Here is a 20876-nt window from a genome sequence, read left to right on the forward strand (position 1 = left end):
CCATGAGCACAAGGAGGTTTTATGTATCGCGAAGACAAGCAGCATAGCGACGAAACGACGTTCACTCTGGGACGCGAAGAGTTGATCATTCACCGTCGTCATGAACTGGCCAGTACCGTGAACGATCTCTTGATCGGGCTATGGTTCACGATCGGTAGCGTCTGTTTTTTTTACCAGGGCAGCGTCAAGGAAGCGGGCGTGTGGCTTTTCGTGCTGGGCAGTGTGCAATTGCTGATCCGCCCGGTGATTCGTCTGCACCGTCAGTTTACTCTCAAGCAGTTGCCTTCCAGCAGTCAGGAATTCTGAGGCGATTATCGGTAACGATAGATCCGCAAGCTGGGCAGAAAAGGTGTGTCTTCGAGCTTGGTATCGGCGCGTTTGGCACGCGTTCGTTTGTCGGGGGGGGTCGCCTTCGGAGTGTTGTGCGACGGTAGACGGCCATCCTCACTGGGTATGAATAGCGGCAATGGCAGGTTCATGGCACGGCGCAAGCGCCCATCCGCCAGGGCTTCATGAAAGAATAGGTTGGCGCGCATGACAGGCGCCTGGGTTTGTACCTGTGCCAATGGCTCGCTGTCAGGGATGCCCGCCAAATGGCGTAGTTGAATACGAATATGTGGGCTCTCGGTATCCATTTCCAGAAGACGGCGTTCGGCATCGCCCACGCTCAGTCGCTTGATGGAGCGCCCACTGGTATACCAGGCGAGACGCACGCGCGACAGCGGTGCGTCCGCGACGGGCAGGTGGCGCCAGCATTGCTTGAGATGCAGACGCGCCAAGCCCTGGCCACGGAGATGGTCGTGCAGCGTGGGATGGCGGAACGGCAATACCGCCTTGAGCTCGGGAAGCAGGCTCGGTGCGTCCTGGCGAATCTCGGCGAGTGTTGCCGCAAAGATCTGCTTGGCGTGATTGATGTCGGCGACGTACGTCAGCAACGTGGCGTCGGCGGCGATCAAGCCGATGTAATTACGCGTTGCGCGACCGTCTTGTCCGTCTTGGTACCAGAAGTCGAGCAGTGCATGGCGTAGCCAGGCGATATCGAAGGGCGTATCGCCCAGTATCCAGCCCGCTGGTGGCGCGTGTTCGACATGGCCGATGAGTGCCTCGCAGGTTTCGATCACATGATCGAAGTCATGCTCGAGTCGGGCCAGGAGGTGATATTGTCGCTCCATACTTATACCGTTATCTAAATGCTGATCCCACATAGTCGCAAGCTTGGCGCATCTTGGCAAGTAGGCTTGGCGTGCAACGTCGGCCGTAGGGGATGAGGAGAGCCCGCCCTTGGATGGCGGGCCACCACTCAGCGATCGCGGTAACGCTTGGTGAGATCGGCGTAGGCATCGACGCGTCGGTCACGCAGGTAAGGCCAGGCTCGCCGCACTCGTTCGCTACGTGTCATGTCGAGTTCGGCTAGTAGGTGCGTCGTTTCATCGCCGGCCTGGGCCAATATCTCGCCCTGGGGGCCGCAGATGAAGCTACCGCCCCAGAAGTCGATGCCCGGCGTCGCATTCGAGGAGTCGGCCTCGTGACCGACGCGATTGGCGACCACGACCGGCAGGCCATTGGCCACACCATGTGAGCGCTGAATCAATGTCCAGGCATCCTTTTGCCGTTGCTTCTCGGCCTCGTCGTCGAGCGGATGCCAGCCGATGGCAGTGGGGTAGAGCAACAGGTCGGCCCCGGCGAGGGTCATCAGGCGCGCGGCTTCCGGATACCATTGGTCCCAGCAGACCAGGACACCGAGCCGGCCGACGGATGTCTCGATGGGCTCGAATCCGGCGTCCTCTTCGGCATCGCCGGGCGTGAAATAGAATTTTTCGTAGAAGCCCGGATCGTCGGGGATATGCATCTTGCGATAGTGGCCGACGCGACCGCGCTGACGGTCGAAGACCACGGCAGTGTTGTGATAGAGCCCGGCGGCGCGGCGCTCGAAAAGCGAGCCGACGAGCACGATATCGAGTTCGGCGGCGAGGGCGGCCAGCTGCTGGGCGCTGGGGCCGTCGAGCGGTTCGGCCAGGTCGAACAGGCGGTCGTCTTCGGTCTGGCAGAAGTAATGCGTGGCATGCAGTTCCTGAAGCAGGATCAACTCGGCGCCTTTCGCCGCCAGTTCACGAATGCCGGCCTCGCTTTCCCGTAGGCTACGAGGCTTGTCCGGCCAGGCTTGTTGCTGAAAGAGTCCTACCTTGAGCGTCGAGGGCATGGCGTTACTCCTTGTGATTGGCAGCGTTGTCATTGCCAATGTTGTCATCAGCGCCGTCGGCGGATGCGGTGAAGAACGCGCCGCGTGGCAGTTGCATGGTCAAGCAGTGGAGGCTGCCATGTTGGCGGATTACGGTGCGACAGTCGATGGGAATGATATCGCGTCCGGGGAACGCGCTGGCCAAGGCCGTCAGGGCCACGCCATCGGCAGCATCGGCATAGGTAGGAACGAGGACCGCACCGTTGATGATCAGGAAGTTGGCATAGGTGGCGGGCAGGCGATGACCGTCGTCGGCGTCGTAGCATGCGCGAGGCAAGGGCAGGGGGATGAGGCGGTAAGGTTCGCCATCGGCGCGCTTGAAGGCCTTGAGTTCGTTTTCCATCTGCGTCAGCGCGGAGAAATGTGGATCGTCGGGGTCTTCGCAGCGCACATATGCGATAGTTTCGGCATCGCAGAATCGGGCCAGGGTATCGACGTGGCTATCGGTATCGTCGCCCTCCAGATAGCCTTGTGTCATCCATAGGCAACGTTCGATGCCCATGTCGTCGCGAAAGGCGGCTTCGATGTCTTCACGCGACAGGTGTGGGTTGCGGTTGGGATTGAGCAGGCAGGCTTCGGTGAGCAGTAACGTGCCCTCACCATCGCCGTCGATAGCACCGCCTTCCAGAACCATTTCACGTGCCTCCCGCAGGGCGGCATAAATGCCGATACCCGAGAGGGTCTCGGTCAGGGCGTCATCGCGCTCGGCGGCGAACTTTCCGCCCCAGCCGGTGAAACGATAATCGAGCAGAACGATCTGGCCGTCGCGTTCGATGGCAATCGGCCCGTGGTCGCGGGTCCAGGTGTCGTTCGATGGTGCTTCAATGAGATGCCATTGTTTGGGGTGGATGCCCAGGCGTGAGAAACGCGAATCGAGGCGTTCGCATGTCTGGGTATCGGCGACGATGATCAGCACGGGTTGATAGCGTGTGATGGCCACGACCAAGGCTTCCAGCGAGGCTTCGATACGCTCGATCAGGGGCTCCCAATCGCTTCCGGCACTGGGCCAAGTGAGTTGAATGGCATCCTGGGGATGCCATTCGGGGAACAGGCGTGGGAGCATTGTGGTCTCCTATGGGGATTGAGGCACGACGCCGTGGCAGGATCGCGTTGTCATGTCGATGATGACGGCGAGTCGCAGCATTTTAGTCTTCGCCGACACGGATACAAGTATCACCAAGCGCTGCCCATGATGATGCCATCGAATGGTTTTTTAGCCGTCATTGGCTCATGCAGGAGCACGCAAAAACACGTACCATGAGCCCGGCTCATACCAAGGAATCGATGTCGATGCTGGATCGCTTGCCGTTTCTTATCGGATTACGCTACGTACGCGCGAAACGCCGCAACCATTTCATTTCATTCATATCTCTGACGTCCATGTTAGGCCTGATGCTGGGCGTGGCGGTATTGATCCTCGTGTTGTCGGTCATGAATGGTTTCGATCATGAGTTGCGAACACGCATATTGGGTATGGTGCCGCATACCAAGATCGAAGCCCAGGGGGGCATGACGGACTGGAAGACACTCGCCGAACGCCTGGAGAAGCGTGACCACGTCATCGGCGCGGCCCCGTACGTTCAGCAGCAAGGCATGTTTTCCTCCGAAGGGCGTACCCAGGGGGCAATGGTCAACGGGATCAAGCCGAGCTATGAAAGTAAGGTGTCGATCATCGACGAGCACATGACGCAAGGCTCGCTAGACGATCTTGCGCCCGGCGAGTGGCATGTGGTGCTGGGTGACTTGCTGGCACGCAACCTTGGCGTGGGTGTGGGGGATCGCGTGACGTTGCTGGTGCCTGAGGCGTCGATTACGCCTGGGGGCGTCTTCCCACGTCTCAAGCGTTTCACCGTCAGCGGAATCTTCAAGATAGGCGCCGATCTTGATGCCAACCTGGCCTATGCCAACATCGAGGACATGCAGAAGCTGGGCCGCCTGGGAGATTCGGTCGGTGGCTTACGCTTGGAACTGGATGATCTCTTTCAGGCGGGGCCGGTCACCAATGCGATCGTGGACGACCTGGGCAGTGGTTACCGTGGGATCGACTGGACCTACACCCATGGCAACCTGTTTCAGGCGATCCAGATGGAAAAACGCATGATCGGGTTGTTGTTGATGGTGATCGTCGCCGTGGCGGCATTCAACATCGTTTCTACCCTGGTCATGGTAGTGACCGACAAGCACGCCGACATCGCGATCTTGCGGACCATCGGCGCCAAACCGGGAACCATCATGCGTATCTTCATGGTCCAGGGCATGGCGATCGGAACCATTGGTACCGTCGTGGGCGTGGCGCTTGGCGTGGTGCTGGCGTTGTCGGTGTCGGACCTGATTGCCTGGTTCGAGGCGCTGACGGGTATCCAGTTCCTGGATCCCAATGTCTATTTCATCAGCTATCTGCCCTCGCAACTTCAGTGGGGCGATGTAGGCATCATCGCGGGATCGGCCTTCGTGCTGACATTCCTGTCGACACTGTATCCCGCTTGGCGTGCGGCGCGTATTCAACCGGCCGAGGTATTGCGTTATGAGTGAGAAAACCGCGATGGCATCGAATGGCAACCCCGCGTTCGCCGATAATGAGGTCATGCTGCACTGCGATGGCTTGACGCGTATCTATAGCGAGGGGCCGCAGGACGTCACTGTGCTCGATGCGCTGGAGCTGGAAGTGCGGGCCGGTGAACGGGTTGCCGTGGTGGGAAGTTCAGGGTCGGGCAAGACCACGTTGCTCAACCTTCTGGGGGGTCTCGACCGCCCGAGTTCGGGCCATGTACGCGTTGCCGGTCAGTCGCTCGCCGACATGGGTGAAGCGGCATTGGGTGACTTTCGCAATCGCCATATCGGCTTCGTCTACCAGTTCCACCATCTACTGGCAGAGTTTTCGGCACTGGAAAATGTCGCCATGCCATTGTTCATTCGTGGGCAAAAACGGCAGGAAGCGCAGGCCAAGGCGCGTGACATTCTTTCCCGGGTCGGCATGGCAGAGCGTTGCGAGCACAAGCCGGGCGAACTTTCGGGCGGGGAGCGGCAACGCGTAGCGATAGCCCGGGCCTTGGTGACCGATCCCAGCCTGGTACTGATGGACGAGCCGACCGGCAACCTCGATCAGACCACGGCGGGTAACATCCTGGCACTGATGGATAGCCTGGCTGCGCGTAGTGCCTGCGCCTTCATCATCGTCACTCATGACACCGGTCTTGCCGCGCATCAGGACCGCGTGATGCGCCTCGATCAAGGACGCCTAAGCGCGGACTGAATGAGGACGCTATGTCTTACGCTGGCGGCGCTGTCGTGCGCGGCGCTTCCAGCTTCGAGACACCTGCCAACGCCAGATCAGCCGAATCGTCAGGTTGCTGAGCAAGCCGACGATGATCGCCACCACCAGCGAGCCCATCAGCAAGGCGGGTAAGATATCCGCCATTTTCTCGGCAATCCACGCCGTCGACAGTCTGTCGGGCATATGGCGTGCGGGCGAGTCGAGGAGCCACGCACCGACGCGGTAATTAAAGTAGAAGATCACCGGTATGGTGAGCGGGTTGGTCAGCCAGACGAGGCTGACCGACAATGGCAGGTTGCAGCGCAGCAGCCACGCGCCGAAGGCGGCGACAACCATCTGCAATGGGATCGGTAGTAGCGCAACGAAAAGACCCACCATGAACGCATTGCCGACGCTACGGCGCGACAGCATCCATAGGGATGGGTCGCCCAGCAGGTGATGCATGAAACGCAGCGATTTTTGGCGTTTCAGCGTTTCCGGCCGGGGCATGTAACGCTGCAGAAATCGGCGAGGCATGGTCCCCACGAGCTATCGAAGTGTCGATTCATTATCCATACAACCTTGGGTTCTCGCTATCGTTGCGCGCCAGCGCGCAGCAGTCGATCATATATCGTCATTAGCTAAGAAAAGGATGGCGAATGAATCTGGGATGGGCAATGCCGCTGGCATTGTCGGCACTCGCCGGCAGTATCTGGGGCTGGTGGGGGGTAGCCGATGGCGTCTGCGTGTGGGGGTTGGCCATTGTGTTGGCGGTGGCACGCGGACGATGGCGATGGCTCGCGATGCTCGTCGTCGCAGGGTTATGCGCGTGGCAGGTCGCCGAGCAACGCGTGGGAACGTTGCCCGAGGGCTTGTCGCGTCAGGATGTCACGCTTGCTGGGCGGGTTACGCAGGTCCGTCGCGACCAAGGCCTGACACGCCTTCGTATGGCGGTGACGCATTGCGCGCCACAAGAGGCCGGCTTGCCGCCATGCGACGCCCTATCGAGGGTGCGGCTGTCATGGTACGACGCGCCGGTGATACACACTGGTGAGCGCTGGCGATGGCGCGTGCGCCTGCGTCCGCCGCAGGGCTTCGCCAATGGCTACGGATTCGATTACGCGGCGTGGCTGTGGCGCGAGGGCATTCAGGCGACAGGCTATGTGCGTGATTCGTCCGTGACCCAGCGTTTGAGTAGCGCGTCTCCGACCCTACGTGATGCCGGCTTGGCGTTCCTGGATGCGCGGGCGTTGTCGGGGCTTGCTACCCGCTGGTTGTCGGCGCTTACCCTGGGCGCTAGCGAGTGTCTGACCCAAGATGACTGGGACTTGCTCAACGCGACCGGGACCACGCACCTGATGGTGATATCCGGGCTGCATGTCGGCTTGGTAGCAAGCGTGGCATTGTTGCTGCTGCGCCTGCTTGCAAGAGGCGTGATGCCAGGTCATTGGCGACTCGCGACTTGGCCGTGGTGGCTAGCAGGGCTGGCGACGTTGGGATATGCAGCAATGGCAGGATTCGAACCACCCGCGCTACGCGCTACGGTGATGGCCCTGCTGGGACTGTGGGTGGCCAGTGGGCGTCATGCCCCGGGGCCGTGGCAGGCTTGGTGGCTGGCGCTGTTGGTGATCGTGGTGAGTGATCCGCTCACAGTGTGGCGTCCCGGATTGTGGCTGTCGTTTCTCGCGGTGGGCGTGCTGATTGCGGCTTGGCAGGGACGTCCCGCACCGCGCGGGGTACGCGGATGGCTATGGGCACTGGCCCGCTCGCAATGCTTGCTGGCGCCGTTCATGGCTGCCGCCGTGTTGATCGGTTTCGAACGGCTGGCACCGGTGGGGCCGCTGGTCAATCTGGTGGCGGTGCCGCTGGTCGGGAGCATCATGGTGCCATTAGGGCTCCTGGGCTGGGCGCTGGCGTGGTCACCGACACTGGCGATGGTTCCCTGGCATGCCTTCGACGGCCTCGCTCACATCGTCTGGAAAGGCCTGACGCTGGCCGCCGCGTGGTTGCCTGTATGGTCGCCGCCGATATGGGAAACATGGCCGCTGGCACTGATATTGGCCGCATTGGGCATGGTGTGGCTAATCCCCGGGCTGGTGGGGTATCTACGCCTGTGGGCCTCGGTGAGCCTGATCGTACTGGCGTTCGCCTTGCGTCCGCCCGCTATTGCACCAGGGCGGGTCGTGGTTACCGTGCACGATGTGGGGCAGGGGCAACTTGTCGAATTGCGCAGTGCCACGCAGCATCTACTCTTCGATACCGGGCCGCGCTATGGCTCGGGCTTCACGCCTGCGGAATCGTTGTGGCCAGCGGGGCGACGTTTCGACGATGTCATCGTCAGTCATAGCGACCGCGATCATGCCGGCGGGGTGGAGACGATCGACGAGATGCACCATGTGGCGCGCTGGTGGGGGCCGCCGGAAATGCCCGTGGGCATTGACACACGGGCGTGTCGCCGGGGCGTGGAGTGGCAAAGCGACGGCGTCGACTACCGCTTTCTATCGCCTGTTGCGAGTGATGTTACGCGCTCCGATAACGAACGTTCATGCGTATTGCTGGTGACGGCCGGCGATCAACGCCTGCTGATCACCGGGGATGCGAGCACGACCATCGAGAGGCGCTTACGGACGGGGCTCGAGCCTCCGCTAACGGTCCTGGTCGCCGGCCATCATGGCAGCCGTACCAGCTCCTCGCCGGCGTTCGTGGCGCGCACGCGGCCGAGGCATGTCATCTTCAGTGCTGGGCGGGACAATGCGCATGGGCATCCGCATCCCGAGGTGGTGCGCCGTTTTCGTCGTGCCGGCAGCTGCTTATGGAATACTGCCACGGATGGCGCGTTGCGTTTCACGCTGGGCGCACCGGCGCTGCGGATGCATACGCAGCGCCCGCCCGGCGGTGTCGAAGGGGCGTGCATTGGGGTAGAATCCGGCGATTGATACGTGTGTGTCGCCTATTTTCAGCAGTTGCCCCTTGAGTGGGGCGAGCAAGCCTCTCAACCAGCGGAGACGCCGTGAGAAACGCTACCAGTTGGTCCCTTTACCGTCGCTTGCTGGGATACGTTAAACCGCATTGGAAGGCATTCATGGCCGCCGTGGTGGGGTATGCCATCTATGCGGCATCGAGTACCGCGTTAGCGGAAATGATGAAGCGCCTGATCGACGGCATTCAGAACCCCGATGCGGCCTTTCGCCTGATGTTGCCCCTATTCGTGATCGGCATGTTCGCGGCGCGGGGCGTGGGGACATTCCTGGGCACCTATTACATGAGCGATGTGGCGCGTAATGTGGTGCATGCGTTGCGCTGCGAAGTGTTCAACCACATGCTGCGCTTGCCGGGGCGTTTTTTCGATATGCATTCCAGCGGGCATCTGCTGTCACGCGTCACCTACCATGTCGAGCAGGTGACCGGGGCCGCGACCAACGCCATCACCATCATTCTGCGTGAAGGCCTTTTCGTGATTGGTCTGATCAGTTATCTCCTCTGGACCAATTGGATGCTGACGTTGATCTTCTTGGCCGTCACACCGTTGATCGGTCTTGTGGTCAGTTATACCAGTAAGCGCTTTCGGCGCTTGTCGCGGCGCATTCAGAATTCGATGGGTGATGTCACTCACGTGGCTTCCGAGGCGCTATCGGGGTATCGCGTGGTGCGCACGCATGGCGCCGAAGGTTATGAAAAGGCGCGCTTCGCCGAGGCCAGCAACTACAACCGCGAACAGAGCATGAAAGTGGCGTTGACTAAAGCTGTCAGCACGCCAGTCATTCAGTTATTGGTGGCGCTGGCGCTGGCGGGGCTGGTGTGGCTGGCGATGTCGCCGGCTCTCATGGCGTCGATGACACCCGGCGAGTTCGTGGCCTTCATTACTGCCGCGTCGTTAATGGCCAAGCCGGTGCGGCAGCTTACCGAGATCAACAGTACGATCCAGAAAGGACTCTCGGCCTCGCAGGAGTTGTTCGGTCTTCTCGAGGAACCTTCCGAAGTCGACAATGGCACCTACGTACCGGCGCGCATCGACGGGCATGTGCGTTTCGAGGGCGTTCGGTTTCGCTATGGTGAGGAACAGGCCGAGGTGCTCAAGGGTATCGATCTGGATATCCGCGCCGGGGAGATGATTGCCATCGTGGGGCGCTCCGGTAGCGGCAAGTCGACCATGGTGAGTCTGCTGCCACGTTTCTATCGTCCCACCGAGGGGAAGGTAATGCTGGATGATGTGGATCTCCAGATCTATTCGCTGTCGCCTCTACGTCAGCGCATCGCGCTGGTGTCCCAGCAAGTGACGCTTTTCAATACTACTATAGCCGCCAATATTGCGTACGGGCATCCGGATGCCGATCGAGAAGCCATCGAGCGCGCTGCACGCGCCGCCCACGCGCATGAGTTCATCGAACACTTGTCGAACGGTTACGATACCGTCGTCGGCGATAACGGGGTGATGTTGTCCGGTGGGCAGCGCCAGCGCCTGGCCATCGCGCGAGCCATTTTCAAGGATGCCCCTGTGCTGGTGCTCGATGAGGCCACCTCGGCGCTGGATACTGAGTCCGAGCGTTATATTCAGCAAGCATTGGAAACGGTATGCCGCGGGCGCACGACCTTCGTCATTGCCCATCGCTTGTCGACCATCGAACGTGCCGACCGTATTCTGGTCATGGAGCAGGGCGAGATCATTGAAAGTGGCACGCATACTGAATTGCTGGCGCAGGATGGCGCTTATGCCGCGCTTCACCAATTGCAATTCCAGGAGGCCAAGTGAGTCGCTTACAGGATGCCTGGTACCGTGACGCGGCCTGGCTCATGCCGCTGCGTCCTTTGGCGGGGCTTTATGCCTCGGCCATGGGGGCGCGACGCAGGGCCTATCAGCGTGGCACGAAGACGGTCTGGGCACCTCCGGTGCCGTTGATCGTGATTGGCAATCTTTCCGTGGGAGGAACCGGAAAGTCGCCCTTGGTAGCATGGATGGCACGCTGGCTCGCCGAACGTGGCTGGCATCCAGGCATCGTCTCGCGCGGCTATGGCGGCCATGCGCGGCGTTATCCGCTGTACGTGACGCCGGAAACCTCCCCGGCAGAAGCAGGCGACGAGCCGGTCATGCTGGCGGCCCAGACGGAGCTTCCCGTCGCGGTCGACCCCGACCGCCCGCGTGCCGCGCGCAAGTTGATCGCGGCCGGCTGCGACATCCTGCTCTCCGATGATGGCTTGCAGCATCTCGCCATGGGGCGCGATATCGAACTCGTGGTGGTGGATGGCACGCGGGGCTTCGGTAATGGTCGTTGCCTGCCTGCGGGGCCGCTGCGTGAACCGCTTTCGCGGTTGGAAGATGTGGACGCGGTCATTGGCAATGGCCCCCTGCAGCAGGACTTGCCGGTGCCTCACTACGGCATGCATCTGGCGCCGTCGCGGTGGCGGCATCTGATCGATAACGTCTGCTATCCCATCGAAGGGCGGCCGTTCAATGGACGCGTGCATGCCCTGGCGGGAATCGGCCATCCATCGCGTTTCTTCGAGACACTGGCAGGACTCAACGTCGAATTCGATCCTTGCCCGTTGGCCGATCACCATCGCTTCGATGCCGCCGACCTGCAATTTTCCGATAACCGGCCGGTGGTCATGACGGCCAAGGATGCGGTCAAGTGTCGTCCTTTTGCGCACGAACGGTGCTGGGTACTGGATGTCGAAGCGCATCCCGACCCGGCGCTGATGACCTGGCTAGAAGGCCGCTTGGCGGCGCTGACCGAGAGGTGAATCATGGATAAGCAAATGTTGGCAATGCTGGTGTGTCCACACTGTCAGGGCAAGCTCAAGTACGACCGCGAGCGCGGTGAACTCAAGTGTCACTTCGATGGCTTGGCCTATCCCGTGGAAGACGAAATCCCGGTGATGCTGGTAGAACAGGCGCGCCGCATGGACGCCGACGAGAAGCTGGCCAAGTCGCGCAGTGGTGCTGGAGAAGCGCGGGATGACGCGACATGAATGATGTGGTCGTGGTGATACCGGCGCGCTATGGCTCCTCGCGGCTTCCGGGCAAGCCCTTGTTGGATATCCACGGCGAGCCGATGATCGCGCGCGTATGGCGACGTGCCTGCCAAAGCGGTGCCACGCGTGTGGTGGTGGCCACCGATGATACGCGTATCGAGTCGGCCATGCGGCCCTATGAGGCCGAGGTCATGCTCACCGAGCGCGATCATCCCGCCGGCACCGATCGCCTTGCCGAAGTGGCGGCGCGTCTTGGTTTGGATGCCGATACCATCGTGGTCAACGTGCAGGGCGATGAGCCGCTCATTCCAGCGTCGCTGATCGATCAGGTGGCACGGCGTCTCGCCGACGATGCGAGTGCCTCGATTGCCACCCTGGCGGAGCCCATCGGCGACGTCGAGACCTTGTTCAATCCCAACGTGGTCAAGGTGGTGCGCGATCTATACGGGCGCGCCCTGTATTTCTCCCGCGCGCCGGTACCCTGGGACCGAGAACGCTTCGCCCAGCGTCCCGACTATCTCGAGACCGATGCCTGGCTGCGGCATATCGGACTCTACGCGTATCGTGCCAGTTTCCTGGCCGAGTATGTCGATTGGCTGCCGTCGCCACTGGAGCAGCTCGAGCAACTCGAGCAATTGCGCGCTATGCACCATGGGCATCGCATACAGGTGGCGTTGGCCAGTGAGGCTCATCCGGCAGGGGTCGATACCCAGGAGGACCTCGAACGGGTACGCCGCCTGATCGCCGAAGAGGAGGGCGCGACATGATTCGTATTCTCTTCGTGTGTCTAGGCAATATATGCCGCTCGCCGACTGCCGAAGGCATCGTCAGGGCGCGTTTGCAGGCAGCGGGGCTCGCGGATGTGGTGGCGCTCGATTCATGTGGCACCGGGCGCTGGCATGTAGACGAATCGCCCGATCCGCGTGCCCAGGCGGAAGCGCGAGCGCGCGGTATCGACATTGCCTCGCTACGCGCGCGCCAGCTCTGTGTCGATGACTTCCAGGCGTTCGATTACGTGTTGGCCATGGACGCGGACAACCTTGCTCATATGCGACGCATGGCGCCCGCCGACTGTCAGGCGCATCTCGGTCTGCTGCTGGATTTCGCGGGGACGCCGGGACGCTCGGTGCCGGACCCGTATTACGGCGCGGGGGATGGCTTCGCCAATGTGTTCGCCTTGATCGAGGAGGCGGCCGACGGCTTGATCGAGAGCTGTCGTCAACGCCTTGAAACGCAGCCGGAGCCTGGCGATGGCGCTCGCTGAGGCCGCGATACTCGAGAATACGCTGGGGCTGCCCTGTCATGCGGAACGTTTCATCGCGGCCACTACGCACGATGAGGTACGCACCGCGCTGGCCATGGCTGCACGGGATACGTCGCCGCTGCATATCGTGGGCGGCGCCAGCAACCTGATTCTCGCGCCCCGTCTCTCAGGTGTGACCTTGCAAGTAGCGTGTGACGACTGGTGGTGGGAAGAAAGCGACGAGCAGACGATTCGCGTCTACGCCCAGGCGGGGTTGCCCTGGCACGATCTTGTCACGGCATGCGTCGAGCGCGGTTGGTGGGGAATCGAAAACCTCGCGTTGATTCCCGGCCATGTCGGGGCCGCACCCATCCAGAATATCGGCGCCTACGGTGTCGAACTTGCCGACGTGCTGGAGGCGGTCCATGTCATCCACTGCGATGATGGTCGCGACGCCGTTTTCTCGCGCGATGATTGTGAATTCGCCTATCGCGATAGCATTTTCAAGCGCGACTTGGCAGGGCGTGTCGTGGTAACGCAGGTGGTGTTGAGGTTGTCGCGCCATCCTTCACCGCGCTTGGGCTACGGCGATCTCGCCAAGCGTGTTTCGGTTCATCCCGAGGTGCAGGAGATCTTTGATGCCGTATGTGCCGTGAGGCGAGAGAAGCTGCCCGATCCTGCCGTACTGGGTAACGCCGGCAGTTTCTTCACCAATCCCGTGATCGAGGCAACTCAAGCCGAACGTCTTTTGCGGGAATATCCTGCGATGCCGCATTTTCCGCAACCGGATGGAAGCGTCAAGCTGGCCGCAGGATGGTTGATCGAGCACTGCGGTTTCAAAGGGGCACGCTTCGGCGCCTTTGGCGTGCATGAGCGTCAGGCCTTGGTGCTGGTGCACTTCGGTGGTGGCGACAGGCAGGAGCTGTTGGCACTGGCCGAGCATATTCGCGATACCGTACAGCAGGCGTTTGGCGTGATGCTGGAGCGTGAGCCGCGTCTGATGGGATAGGCTACATCCGCCAAACGATGCATTATCGGGCGTCAAGGTGACGCGACCATAAAAAAACGCCTGAAGGAGGAATCCTTCAGGCGTTTTTGTGACTGCAAGGCGGCCGGTCGACCGCCTGGGGTGCTTAGGCGTTGTCGTCGCCGCGGAAGAGATTTTCCTGGAGACGATGACGCTGTTCGCGTGGGTCGTTGTGGGCGCGACGACGCTGACGTGGCGTGGCCGTTTCCTGGGGCGCTTGTGACGCGACCGTGGTCGTAGCTGCCGGAGCGGATGCCTCCTCGGCGCGAGGCGTGTCCGTCGGTGCCGGAGATTCGGCCGGCGTCGCGGACGTTTCCTTAGTGCTGGCCGGTGCGTCGATCGAGGCCGGCGTTTCGGCCTTGGGCGCCTCAGTCGGCGTCGGGGCCGAAGTCGAGCTTGCCTGTTCTTCGGCGCTGCTCGAGGGCGTCGTCGCGGCGGTTGCATCGGTGATGGCGACGTTATCGTCCTCAGGTTGCGAGGACGGCGTCACGTCATCGATGGCCGGCTTGTCATCGCTCGCCTGAGCCGCGAGGGGCTCGGTGGGCGTAGACGGCGCGTCTTGCTCGTCTGCCGCGACCGGTGCATCGCTGGTCTGCGCGGCGTGCTTCTCGGCTTGAGAAGCTATGCCGCTTTCCTCCTTGGGGGCTGCTTCGGCGGCTTCGCCGGCATCCTTCGGAGCGACTTGCGTCGGTGCCTGTGCCGGAGAGACATCAGCGGGCGCTTTTGGAGAATTATCAGCGGGCGCTTGTGGAGAGCCATCAGCGGAAACGTCTTCCGGCACCGCTTGGGCGGCGGAACGTTCGGCGCTGTCCGCTTTCGGCTCCGTGGAGTCGACCTGTGCTGCGTCGTCTTTCGAATCGGCGGTGACGCTATCGGCTGCCGGTGCCTCGACCGGGGATGACGGCTTCGTTGCGTCTGTACGGGGAGTGTCCACCGAATCGCGGTCGTCCGTCTTAGCGTGCTCGGCCGTGGCCGCAGTCTGCGCCTCGTGAGACTGCGACGCTGCATCGGAAGGCGCTTCGGTCACTGCAGACGATGCGGTCTCGCTCGGCTTGGCACTCGCTTTGTCTTCTGCCGGCTTGGCGGGCGAGGGCGCGGCGCTAGCGGTGTCACTTTGAGCATCTTGTGCCGGTTCGCTTGGCGCTTCCTGCTGTTGCGCTTGCAGTTTTTCCTGCTCGGCGACGGCTTGCGGATTCACGGCATGCTTGCGGCTGCGCTGACGCGGGTTGTTGCGCGTGCGCTTCGGCTTGCTGTCTGCCTTCGGCGTGTCGTCTTTCGCCGGAGAGGGCTTTTCAGAGGCCTTGTCCTCGGACGTCGCTTGTGAGGCAGACTCCGACTTGGGCTTGTTGGCCTTGGGGTCCTTGTTGTCCGTGCGGGGTTTGTTGGATTTACCGGCATTACGGGCTTCGTTGCGAGCGTCGTTACGCGTGTTGCGCGTCTCTTGCTGCGTGTTGTCGCCGCTATTGGCATTGTCGCTACGCTCGGCATTGTTGGACTTACCGGCGCCACGCGAGGACCGCGAATTGCGATTGGACTGCGAGCCGTTGCTTTCTTCGCGGCGGCCTTCGTTGCGCGATGCCTGGCGCTCTTGTGATTCCTCGCCATTACGACGCCGGCGGTTATTGTTGCCATTGCGGCTACTGTTGCCACTGCTGGACGTCGTATCACGGCGCGTATCATCGCTGTCGCGGGACGTCTGACGCTGCTGCTTGTCGGCGGTCTTCTTGTCGTCTGAGCGTTCCGCTTGGCTGTTGCCAGTACGGTTGCGCTGTTGCGAGGAATTCGCCGTGGACGACTTGCTGGCCGCGCGCTTTGGCGACTCGGCACCGGATGCGGAGCCCTGTGTCGAGGCGGCGCTATCGTCGCCGTTGAGCAGCTTGCCGAGCCCCTTCACCATGCGTGAGAAAAGTCCGCTTTCAGCGGCTTTCGAAGGCGTTGTGGCGGCGCTCGGCGTGGCGCTCGCAGCGCTCGACTTGTCCTGGGACTCGGTATCGGTCTGCAGCGAAGTAGGCGCAGGGGCGTTATGTGCGACGCTCTTGACGGCAGCTTCGGCGCGCTGCGCCGGCTTGTCGAACGCTGGATCGGGTTCCTGAGTATGTTCGGTCTCGGTCGCCAATTCGAAGCTCGAACGCTGGCCGTCTTCTTCATTGACCTGATCGTCGCGCAGGCGCTGCATGTCGTAATGCGGCGTATCCATGTCGGGATTGGGCAAAAGTACGACCTGAACACCTTGCCGCTGCTCAATGTCGTTGAGCACGCTGCGCTTTTCATTGAGCAGGTAGGTTGCCACCGGTACCGGGAGAACCGCGCGAATCTGCGAGCTGCGTTCCTTCATGGCCTCTTCTTCGATGAGACGCATGATGGACAGCGAGATGGAGCGTACATCGCGGATGGTGCCTTGGCCGTTGCAACGCGGGCAGACCACGCCGCTGGTTTCGCCGAGCGAGGGCCGCAGGCGTTGGCGCGACATTTCCATCAGGCCGAAACGCGAGATGCGTCCGATCTGCACGCGAGCGCGATCGAGCTTGAGCGCATCGCGGACACGATTTTCCACTTCGCGCTGATTCTTGGCCGGCGTCATGTCGATGAAGTCGATGACCACCAGGCCGCCGATATCGCGAAGGCGCAATTGACGTGCGATTTCGTCGGAGGCTTCGAGGTTAGTTTGTAGCGCGGTTTCCTCGATGTCGCTGCCGCGCGTGGCGCGCGCCGAGTTGATGTCGATGGACACCAGGGCCTCGGTGTGGTCGATGACCACGGCGCCGCCGGAGGGCAGCTTGACTTCACGCTGATAGGCGGTCTCGATCTGCGACTCGATCTGGAAGCGCGAGAACAGCGGCACATCGTCGGCGTAAAGCTTGATCTTGCTCTGGTAGGAGGGCATGACCTGACGAATGAAATGCAGGGCTTCCTCGTGCACCTCGGGGCTGTCGATCAGGACCTCGCCGATATCATGGCGCAGGTAGTCGCGCATGGCGCGGATGATGACGTTGGACTCGCGGTAGATGAGAAAGGGCGCGCTGTGCTTGCCGGCTTCCTCGGTGATCGCTTCCCAGACCTGCACGAGGTAGTCCATGTCCCACTGGAGTTCCTCGGGAGAACGCCCGATCCCGGCGGTGCGCACGATGACGCCCATCTTGTCGGGAACGGTAAGCTGGCCCATCGCATCCTTGAGCTGCGCGCGGTCGTCGCCCTCGATGCGCCGCGAGATGCCGCCGGCACGGGGATTGTTGGGCATCAATACGAGGAAACGCCCAGCCAGGCTGATGAAGGTGGTCAGCGCGGCGCCTTTGTTGCCGCGCTCCTCCTTGTCGACCTGGACGATGACTTCCTGGCCTTCCTTGAGGACTTCCTTGATGTTGGGACGTCCGGAAGGTTCTTTGCTGAAGTACTCCCGCGAAATTTCCTTGAGCGGGAGAAAACCGTGGCGCTCGGCACCGAAATCGACGAAGGCAGCCTCGAGACTGGGCTCGATACGTGTGATGCGGCCTCGGTAGATGTTGGCTTTTTTCTGTTCCCGGGCGCCGGATTCGATGTCGAGGTCGTACAGGCGTTGTCCATCGACGAGCGCGACGCGCAGCTCTTCGGGCTGTGTCGCATTGATGAGCATTCGTTTCATGCAAGTCTCACTGACTAGGCGTGCCGGTCTAACGACAAGGCGTGGAAACGGCGCGTCGAATCGTTTGCTTGCATGCTTGTGCTCAGTGCATGTCGTGACGATGTCGTGGCGACCCGGAGGCCGTGGGCGACAAGACAGGCATACCAACGGTCGTCATCGCCCGGAGGGAACGATGCGCGTGATGATGGCCGCCGAATGCGGTGGACGAGGGGGCCCGCCAGCGCTTCGAGGGGTGTTCAACTTCGTTATCCCGTTCGTATCGATCCTGTCGTATACATCCCTGAACACTGTAAGAGCATGTTGAGTACGCGGCGGAGGCAGGACGTGTCCCGGCGGGAGTGTGCCCGTCCGGCCCTGCGGTCATCCGCCAGACAGCTAGCAATAAATCGATTCGGCGACGCCGGCCCCGGCACGGTGTTTATGTCACCCCGTGTGGTGGCGCCGAACATATCGTGCGCCCCTGGCGGGCATGGCGTTCCAAACGTTCGCTTCCCCTAGTGCGGCGATGATGTCGCCGCCAGCGGGGATGTCATGTTCTTCGCTCGGGCCTGCGTGTCTGCAAAGCAGGCGCAACTGACGGGCGCTTGATGCCCATTAGAGCGAGCTCCGAATATAACAGTAAAGCGATAACGCAGCAATTGGCGTCAAGTCGGTCTCGCTGCGGTAGAATGTCGATCGGCGTCAAGTGGCGACAATTCGGTGGCGAATCGTAAAGGAGAGGGTGCGCATGGCCGAAGGCCGCGACGTACAGTGGGTGGAAATAAGCGAAGGGCAGGTCGGGCAACGTATCGACAATTTCTTGCGTACGCGGCTCAAGGGGGCACCCAAATCCTTGATCTATCGCATCGTGCGCAAGGGTGAGATTCGCGTCAACAAGAAGCGGGTCAAGGCGGACTACCGTCTGGTGCTGGGCGACATGGTGCGCATACCGCCGTTACGTCTGGCGCCCGAAGAAGCCGTGCGCGAAGTCAGTGACGGGCTGCGCAATCTGCTGGCAGGCAGCGTGCTGGTCGAGGGCCCTGACTGGCTGGTGCTCAATAAGCCGGCAGGCCTCGCCGTGCATGGTGGTAGTGGTGTGAAGATCGGGTTGATCGAGGCGCTGCGCCAAGTTCGTGACGATCTCGATTTCCTGGAGTTGGTGCATCGCTTGGACCGAGACACCTCCGGTTGTCTGTTGCTGGCCAAGTCTCGCGAGGCGTTGGTGACCTTGAATCAGGCGCTCAAGGCCCATCAGATGGATAAGCAGTATCTGGCCCTGGTCCAGGGACGCTGGCCGACGCGGCGCGAGTTCGTCAGTGCCCGGCTCGATCGCTTCAATGCTGGCAACGGCGAGCGGCGCGTGCGTGTCGATAACCAGGGCAAGGTGTCGCGTACGCGCTTCGCCGTGCGCGAGGCGTTCTCGCGCGTCACGCTGATCGAGGTCGAGCCGGTGACCGGGCGTACGCACCAGATTCGCGTGCATGCCGCGCATGCCGGACATGCATTGTTGGGGGACGACAAGTACGGTACCCGCGAGGGCGCACGTTTGGCGCGTGAGTTGAAGCTCGAACGCTTGTTCCTGCATTCGCATGCCTTGACCTTTCCCGAGCCTTCGAGTGGGCGCCCGGTACACGTCAAAGCGCCGCTGGGGGAAACGCTGGAAGCGGTGTTGGCGAGGGCGCGCCGTGCCAATTGATTGGCTCATGGGCCGCGAGGGTGCGGCATCGAATAACGCCGGTAGGAGGAAAGTGGTTTGCGCTATCGTTTAGTGATTTTCGACTGGGACGGCACCCTGATGGATTCTGCGGCGCGGATCGTCGCCTGCATGCAAGCAGCCGCTCAGGATGTCGGCTGGGCGCCGCTGTCGGACGCGGCCGTGTGCGACATCATCGGGCTGGGGCTGCCGGAAGCCATCGCCAAATTATGCCCTGGAATGACGCCGGCGCAGCGTGAGCGTTTGCGCGAGCGTTATGCGGCACACTTCGTTGCCGCCGAGCGCGAGCCGATGCAGTTCTTCGATGGCGTGGTATCCGGCATTGCGCGTCTGCGGGGTGAGTCGAGCATGCGATTAGCAGTGGCGACCGGCAAGAGCCGCCGTGGGTTGGAGCGTATCTTCACGAGCACGGGTAGTGGCGAATGGTTCCACGCGAGTCGTACGGCCGACGAAACGCTGTCCAAGCCGCATCCGCGCATGCTGGAAGAGTTGCTGGCCGAGATGCGCTTGGCGCCAGAAGAGGCGTTGATGGTCGGCGATACCGAGTACGACATGGAAATGGCGCGGGCGTTGGGTATGGACCGCGTGGCGGTGACTTATGGCGTGCATGCGCGCGAGCGTCTGGCGCGTAGCGAACCGATGCTGATGGCCGATACGTTCCCGGCGTTGATGGATTGGTTGTATGTGGATCACGATGGCGTATGTGATACAGGACCGGGCAACGTGAAGCAGAGTGAAATCTCATGAGTGACGATAAACACGATGATGCCTGGACGCAGGCCCCCGAGGTCGGACGTGCGCCGCGGGAACGCCGCTCGACTGACGAGTCTGACGAAGAGGCGACCAGCGACCCCGAGCGCTTGCGTGAGCTGCGGCGCCTGCGCGAGCAGCGCATGCTCGATCGCTGGATCGATGGCGTGCTCGTCGAGCAGCGGCGTTCGCGGCGCTGGAAGCTATTCTTTCGTCTGGTGGTCGTGCTGCTGATTGCGTCGTCGCTGGCGATGACGGCGTATGCATTATTCTTCTCTGGTCGCGACATGGCGGGTGGTGTCGGTGCTTCCCATCTGGGTGTCGTCGAGGTTGACGGTGTCATCGATGCCGATGGCGAGGCCAGTGCCGAGCGCATCATCGAGGGCTTGCGTGCCGCGTGGCAGGCGCCGTCGTCGCGGGCGGTGGTGTTGCATATCAACAGTCCCGGCGGCAGCCCGGTGCAGTCACAGCGTGTCTATGATGAAGTGCGCCGTTTGACGGAAAAAGGCGACAAGCCGGTCATCGCGGTAATCGAGGATATCGGCGCGAGCGGTGCCTATTACATGGCGTCGGCGGCGGACGATATCTATGCCGCTCCGGCGAGCCTGGTGGGCTCCATTGGCGTCATTTATTCCGGTTTCGGAATGCAGGAAGCTATCGACAAGCTGGGCATCGAGCGCCGGGTCTTTACTTCCGGCGACAATAAGGCGTTTCTCGATCCGTTTTCTCCGATGCGCGATGAGCAACAGCAGTTCTGGCAGGACGTGCTGGATACCACGCACCGTCAGTTCATCGACGACGTCAAGGACGGGCGTGGCGAACGCCTGGCCGACGATCCCCGGCTTTTCTCAGGCCTGGTCTGGACCGGGGAACAAGCGCTCGATCTGGGGTTGATCGACGGTCTGGAGAGTCTCGATGGATTGTCCCGAGAGCGTTTCGATGATGTGCAGCTGCACGATTATACGCCTGCGCTCGATCCCTTGAGCCGCTTGTCACGCCAGTTGGGGCGTGTCGCGGCTGAGTGGGCCGGGGTCTCCAGCAATGCGTCGCCCGTGCGCTATCAGGTGCAATGACGACAACAG

General features: G+C 61.7%; 18 protein-coding genes. 13 read left to right on the forward strand and 5 right to left on the reverse strand.

Annotation, left to right across the window (positions count from 1 at the left end):
- The first annotated feature begins 21 nt into the window (after positions 1-21).
- A complete protein-coding gene (locus L1071_RS05155) occupies positions 22-306 on the forward strand; it encodes a YrhK family protein (RefSeq protein WP_246969498.1) in 285 nt (94 codons plus the stop codon).
- A 5-nt stretch (positions 307-311) separates the two neighbouring features.
- Here L1071_RS05155 and L1071_RS05160 read toward each other — a convergent pair whose 3' ends face one another.
- The 3 genes from L1071_RS05160 to L1071_RS05170 all read right to left on the reverse strand — a co-directional run bounded on the left by L1071_RS05160 (position 312) and on the right by L1071_RS05170 (position 3302).
- Positions 312-1172 (reverse strand): DNA replication terminus site-binding protein, encoded by an 861-nt coding sequence (locus tag L1071_RS05160; protein ID WP_246969502.1) that lies wholly within the window; start codon positions 1170-1172, stop codon positions 312-314.
- A gap of 128 nt (positions 1173-1300) precedes the next feature.
- Positions 1301-2200, reverse strand: coding sequence for a carbon-nitrogen hydrolase (locus tag L1071_RS05165; protein WP_246969505.1), 900 nt, complete (start codon positions 2198-2200; stop codon positions 1301-1303).
- 4 nt (positions 2201-2204) lie between these two features.
- A complete protein-coding gene (locus tag L1071_RS05170) occupies positions 2205-3302 on the reverse strand; it encodes an agmatine deiminase family protein (protein WP_246969507.1) in 1098 nt (365 codons plus the stop codon).
- A gap of 227 nt (positions 3303-3529) precedes the next feature.
- On the opposite strand from L1071_RS05170, the gene L1071_RS05175 reads away from it, so the two are divergent.
- The gene (locus L1071_RS05175) at positions 3530-4771 is read left to right on the forward strand and encodes a lipoprotein-releasing ABC transporter permease subunit (protein ID WP_246969510.1); all 1242 of its coding nucleotides are present in this window, start codon (positions 3530-3532) and stop codon (positions 4769-4771) included.
- Positions 4764-5492 (forward strand): ABC transporter ATP-binding protein, encoded by a 729-nt coding sequence (locus L1071_RS05180; RefSeq protein WP_246969513.1) that lies wholly within the window; start codon positions 4764-4766, stop codon positions 5490-5492. Before L1071_RS05175 ends, L1071_RS05180 begins: the two co-directional genes overlap by 8 nt.
- Before the next feature lie 9 nt (positions 5493-5501).
- On the opposite strand, the gene L1071_RS05185 is transcribed toward L1071_RS05180, so the two are convergent.
- Positions 5502-6029, reverse strand: coding sequence for a DUF2062 domain-containing protein (locus L1071_RS05185; RefSeq protein WP_246969516.1), 528 nt, complete (start codon positions 6027-6029; stop codon positions 5502-5504).
- Between the two features lie 122 nt (positions 6030-6151).
- On the opposite strand from L1071_RS05185, the gene L1071_RS05190 reads away from it, so the two are divergent.
- The 7 genes from L1071_RS05190 (at position 6152) to murB (ending at position 13714) form a co-directional block, all read left to right on the forward strand.
- The gene (locus L1071_RS05190; RefSeq protein WP_246969519.1) at positions 6152-8428 is read left to right on the forward strand and encodes a DNA internalization-related competence protein ComEC/Rec2; all 2277 of its coding nucleotides are present in this window, start codon (positions 6152-6154) and stop codon (positions 8426-8428) included.
- 74 nt (positions 8429-8502) lie between these two features.
- Positions 8503-10242, forward strand: coding sequence for a lipid A export permease/ATP-binding protein MsbA (gene msbA, locus L1071_RS05195; RefSeq protein ID WP_246969522.1), 1740 nt, complete (start codon positions 8503-8505; stop codon positions 10240-10242).
- Complete coding sequence (gene lpxK / locus L1071_RS05200) at positions 10239-11231, forward strand: tetraacyldisaccharide 4'-kinase (RefSeq protein WP_246969525.1); 993 nt, start codon at positions 10239-10241, stop codon at positions 11229-11231. Before msbA ends, lpxK begins: the two co-directional genes overlap by 4 nt.
- Before the next feature lie 3 nt (positions 11232-11234).
- The gene (locus L1071_RS05205; RefSeq protein WP_246969528.1) at positions 11235-11459 is read left to right on the forward strand and encodes a Trm112 family protein; all 225 of its coding nucleotides are present in this window, start codon (positions 11235-11237) and stop codon (positions 11457-11459) included.
- Complete coding sequence (kdsB, locus tag L1071_RS05210; RefSeq protein ID WP_246969531.1) at positions 11456-12229, forward strand: 3-deoxy-manno-octulosonate cytidylyltransferase; 774 nt, start codon at positions 11456-11458, stop codon at positions 12227-12229. The genes L1071_RS05205 and kdsB overlap by 4 nt, the downstream gene beginning before the upstream one ends.
- Positions 12226-12726 carry a low molecular weight protein-tyrosine-phosphatase gene (locus L1071_RS05215; RefSeq protein WP_246969535.1) on the forward strand — a complete coding sequence of 167 codons (501 nt, stop codon included), beginning with the start codon at positions 12226-12228 and terminating at the stop codon, positions 12724-12726. The genes kdsB and L1071_RS05215 overlap by 4 nt, the downstream gene beginning before the upstream one ends.
- Positions 12713-13714: a UDP-N-acetylmuramate dehydrogenase gene (gene murB, locus L1071_RS05220; protein WP_246969538.1), complete on the forward strand. Its 1002-nt coding sequence runs from the start codon at positions 12713-12715 to the stop codon at positions 13712-13714. The genes L1071_RS05215 and murB overlap by 14 nt, the downstream gene beginning before the upstream one ends.
- Before the next feature lie 124 nt (positions 13715-13838).
- Here the strand turns inward: murB and rne are convergent, their stop codons facing one another.
- A complete protein-coding gene (gene rne, locus L1071_RS05225; RefSeq protein ID WP_246969541.1) occupies positions 13839-17351 on the reverse strand; it encodes a ribonuclease E in 3513 nt (1170 codons plus the stop codon).
- Between the two features lie 727 nt (positions 17352-18078).
- Here rne and L1071_RS05230 point away from each other — a divergent pair.
- The 3 genes from L1071_RS05230 to sppA are packed head-to-tail and all read left to right on the forward strand — an operon-like array spanning position 18079 to position 20867.
- On the forward strand, positions 18079-19026 hold the full coding sequence (locus L1071_RS05230; RefSeq protein ID WP_246969544.1) for an RluA family pseudouridine synthase: 948 nt from the start codon (positions 18079-18081) through the stop codon (positions 19024-19026).
- 57 nt (positions 19027-19083) lie between these two features.
- Positions 19084-19791 carry an HAD family hydrolase gene (locus L1071_RS05235; RefSeq protein ID WP_246969547.1) on the forward strand — a complete coding sequence of 236 codons (708 nt, stop codon included), beginning with the start codon at positions 19084-19086 and terminating at the stop codon, positions 19789-19791.
- Entirely contained in the window at positions 19788-20867 is a 1080-nt protein-coding gene (sppA, locus tag L1071_RS05240; protein WP_246969550.1) for a signal peptide peptidase SppA, read from the forward strand. The genes L1071_RS05235 and sppA overlap by 4 nt, the downstream gene beginning before the upstream one ends.
- The last annotated feature ends 9 nt before the right edge of the window (positions 20868-20876 follow it).

It is taken from the genome of Chromohalobacter sarecensis (assembly GCF_023061135.1).
In the GTDB taxonomy this organism is placed as follows: domain Bacteria; phylum Pseudomonadota; class Gammaproteobacteria; order Pseudomonadales; family Halomonadaceae; genus Chromohalobacter; species Chromohalobacter sarecensis.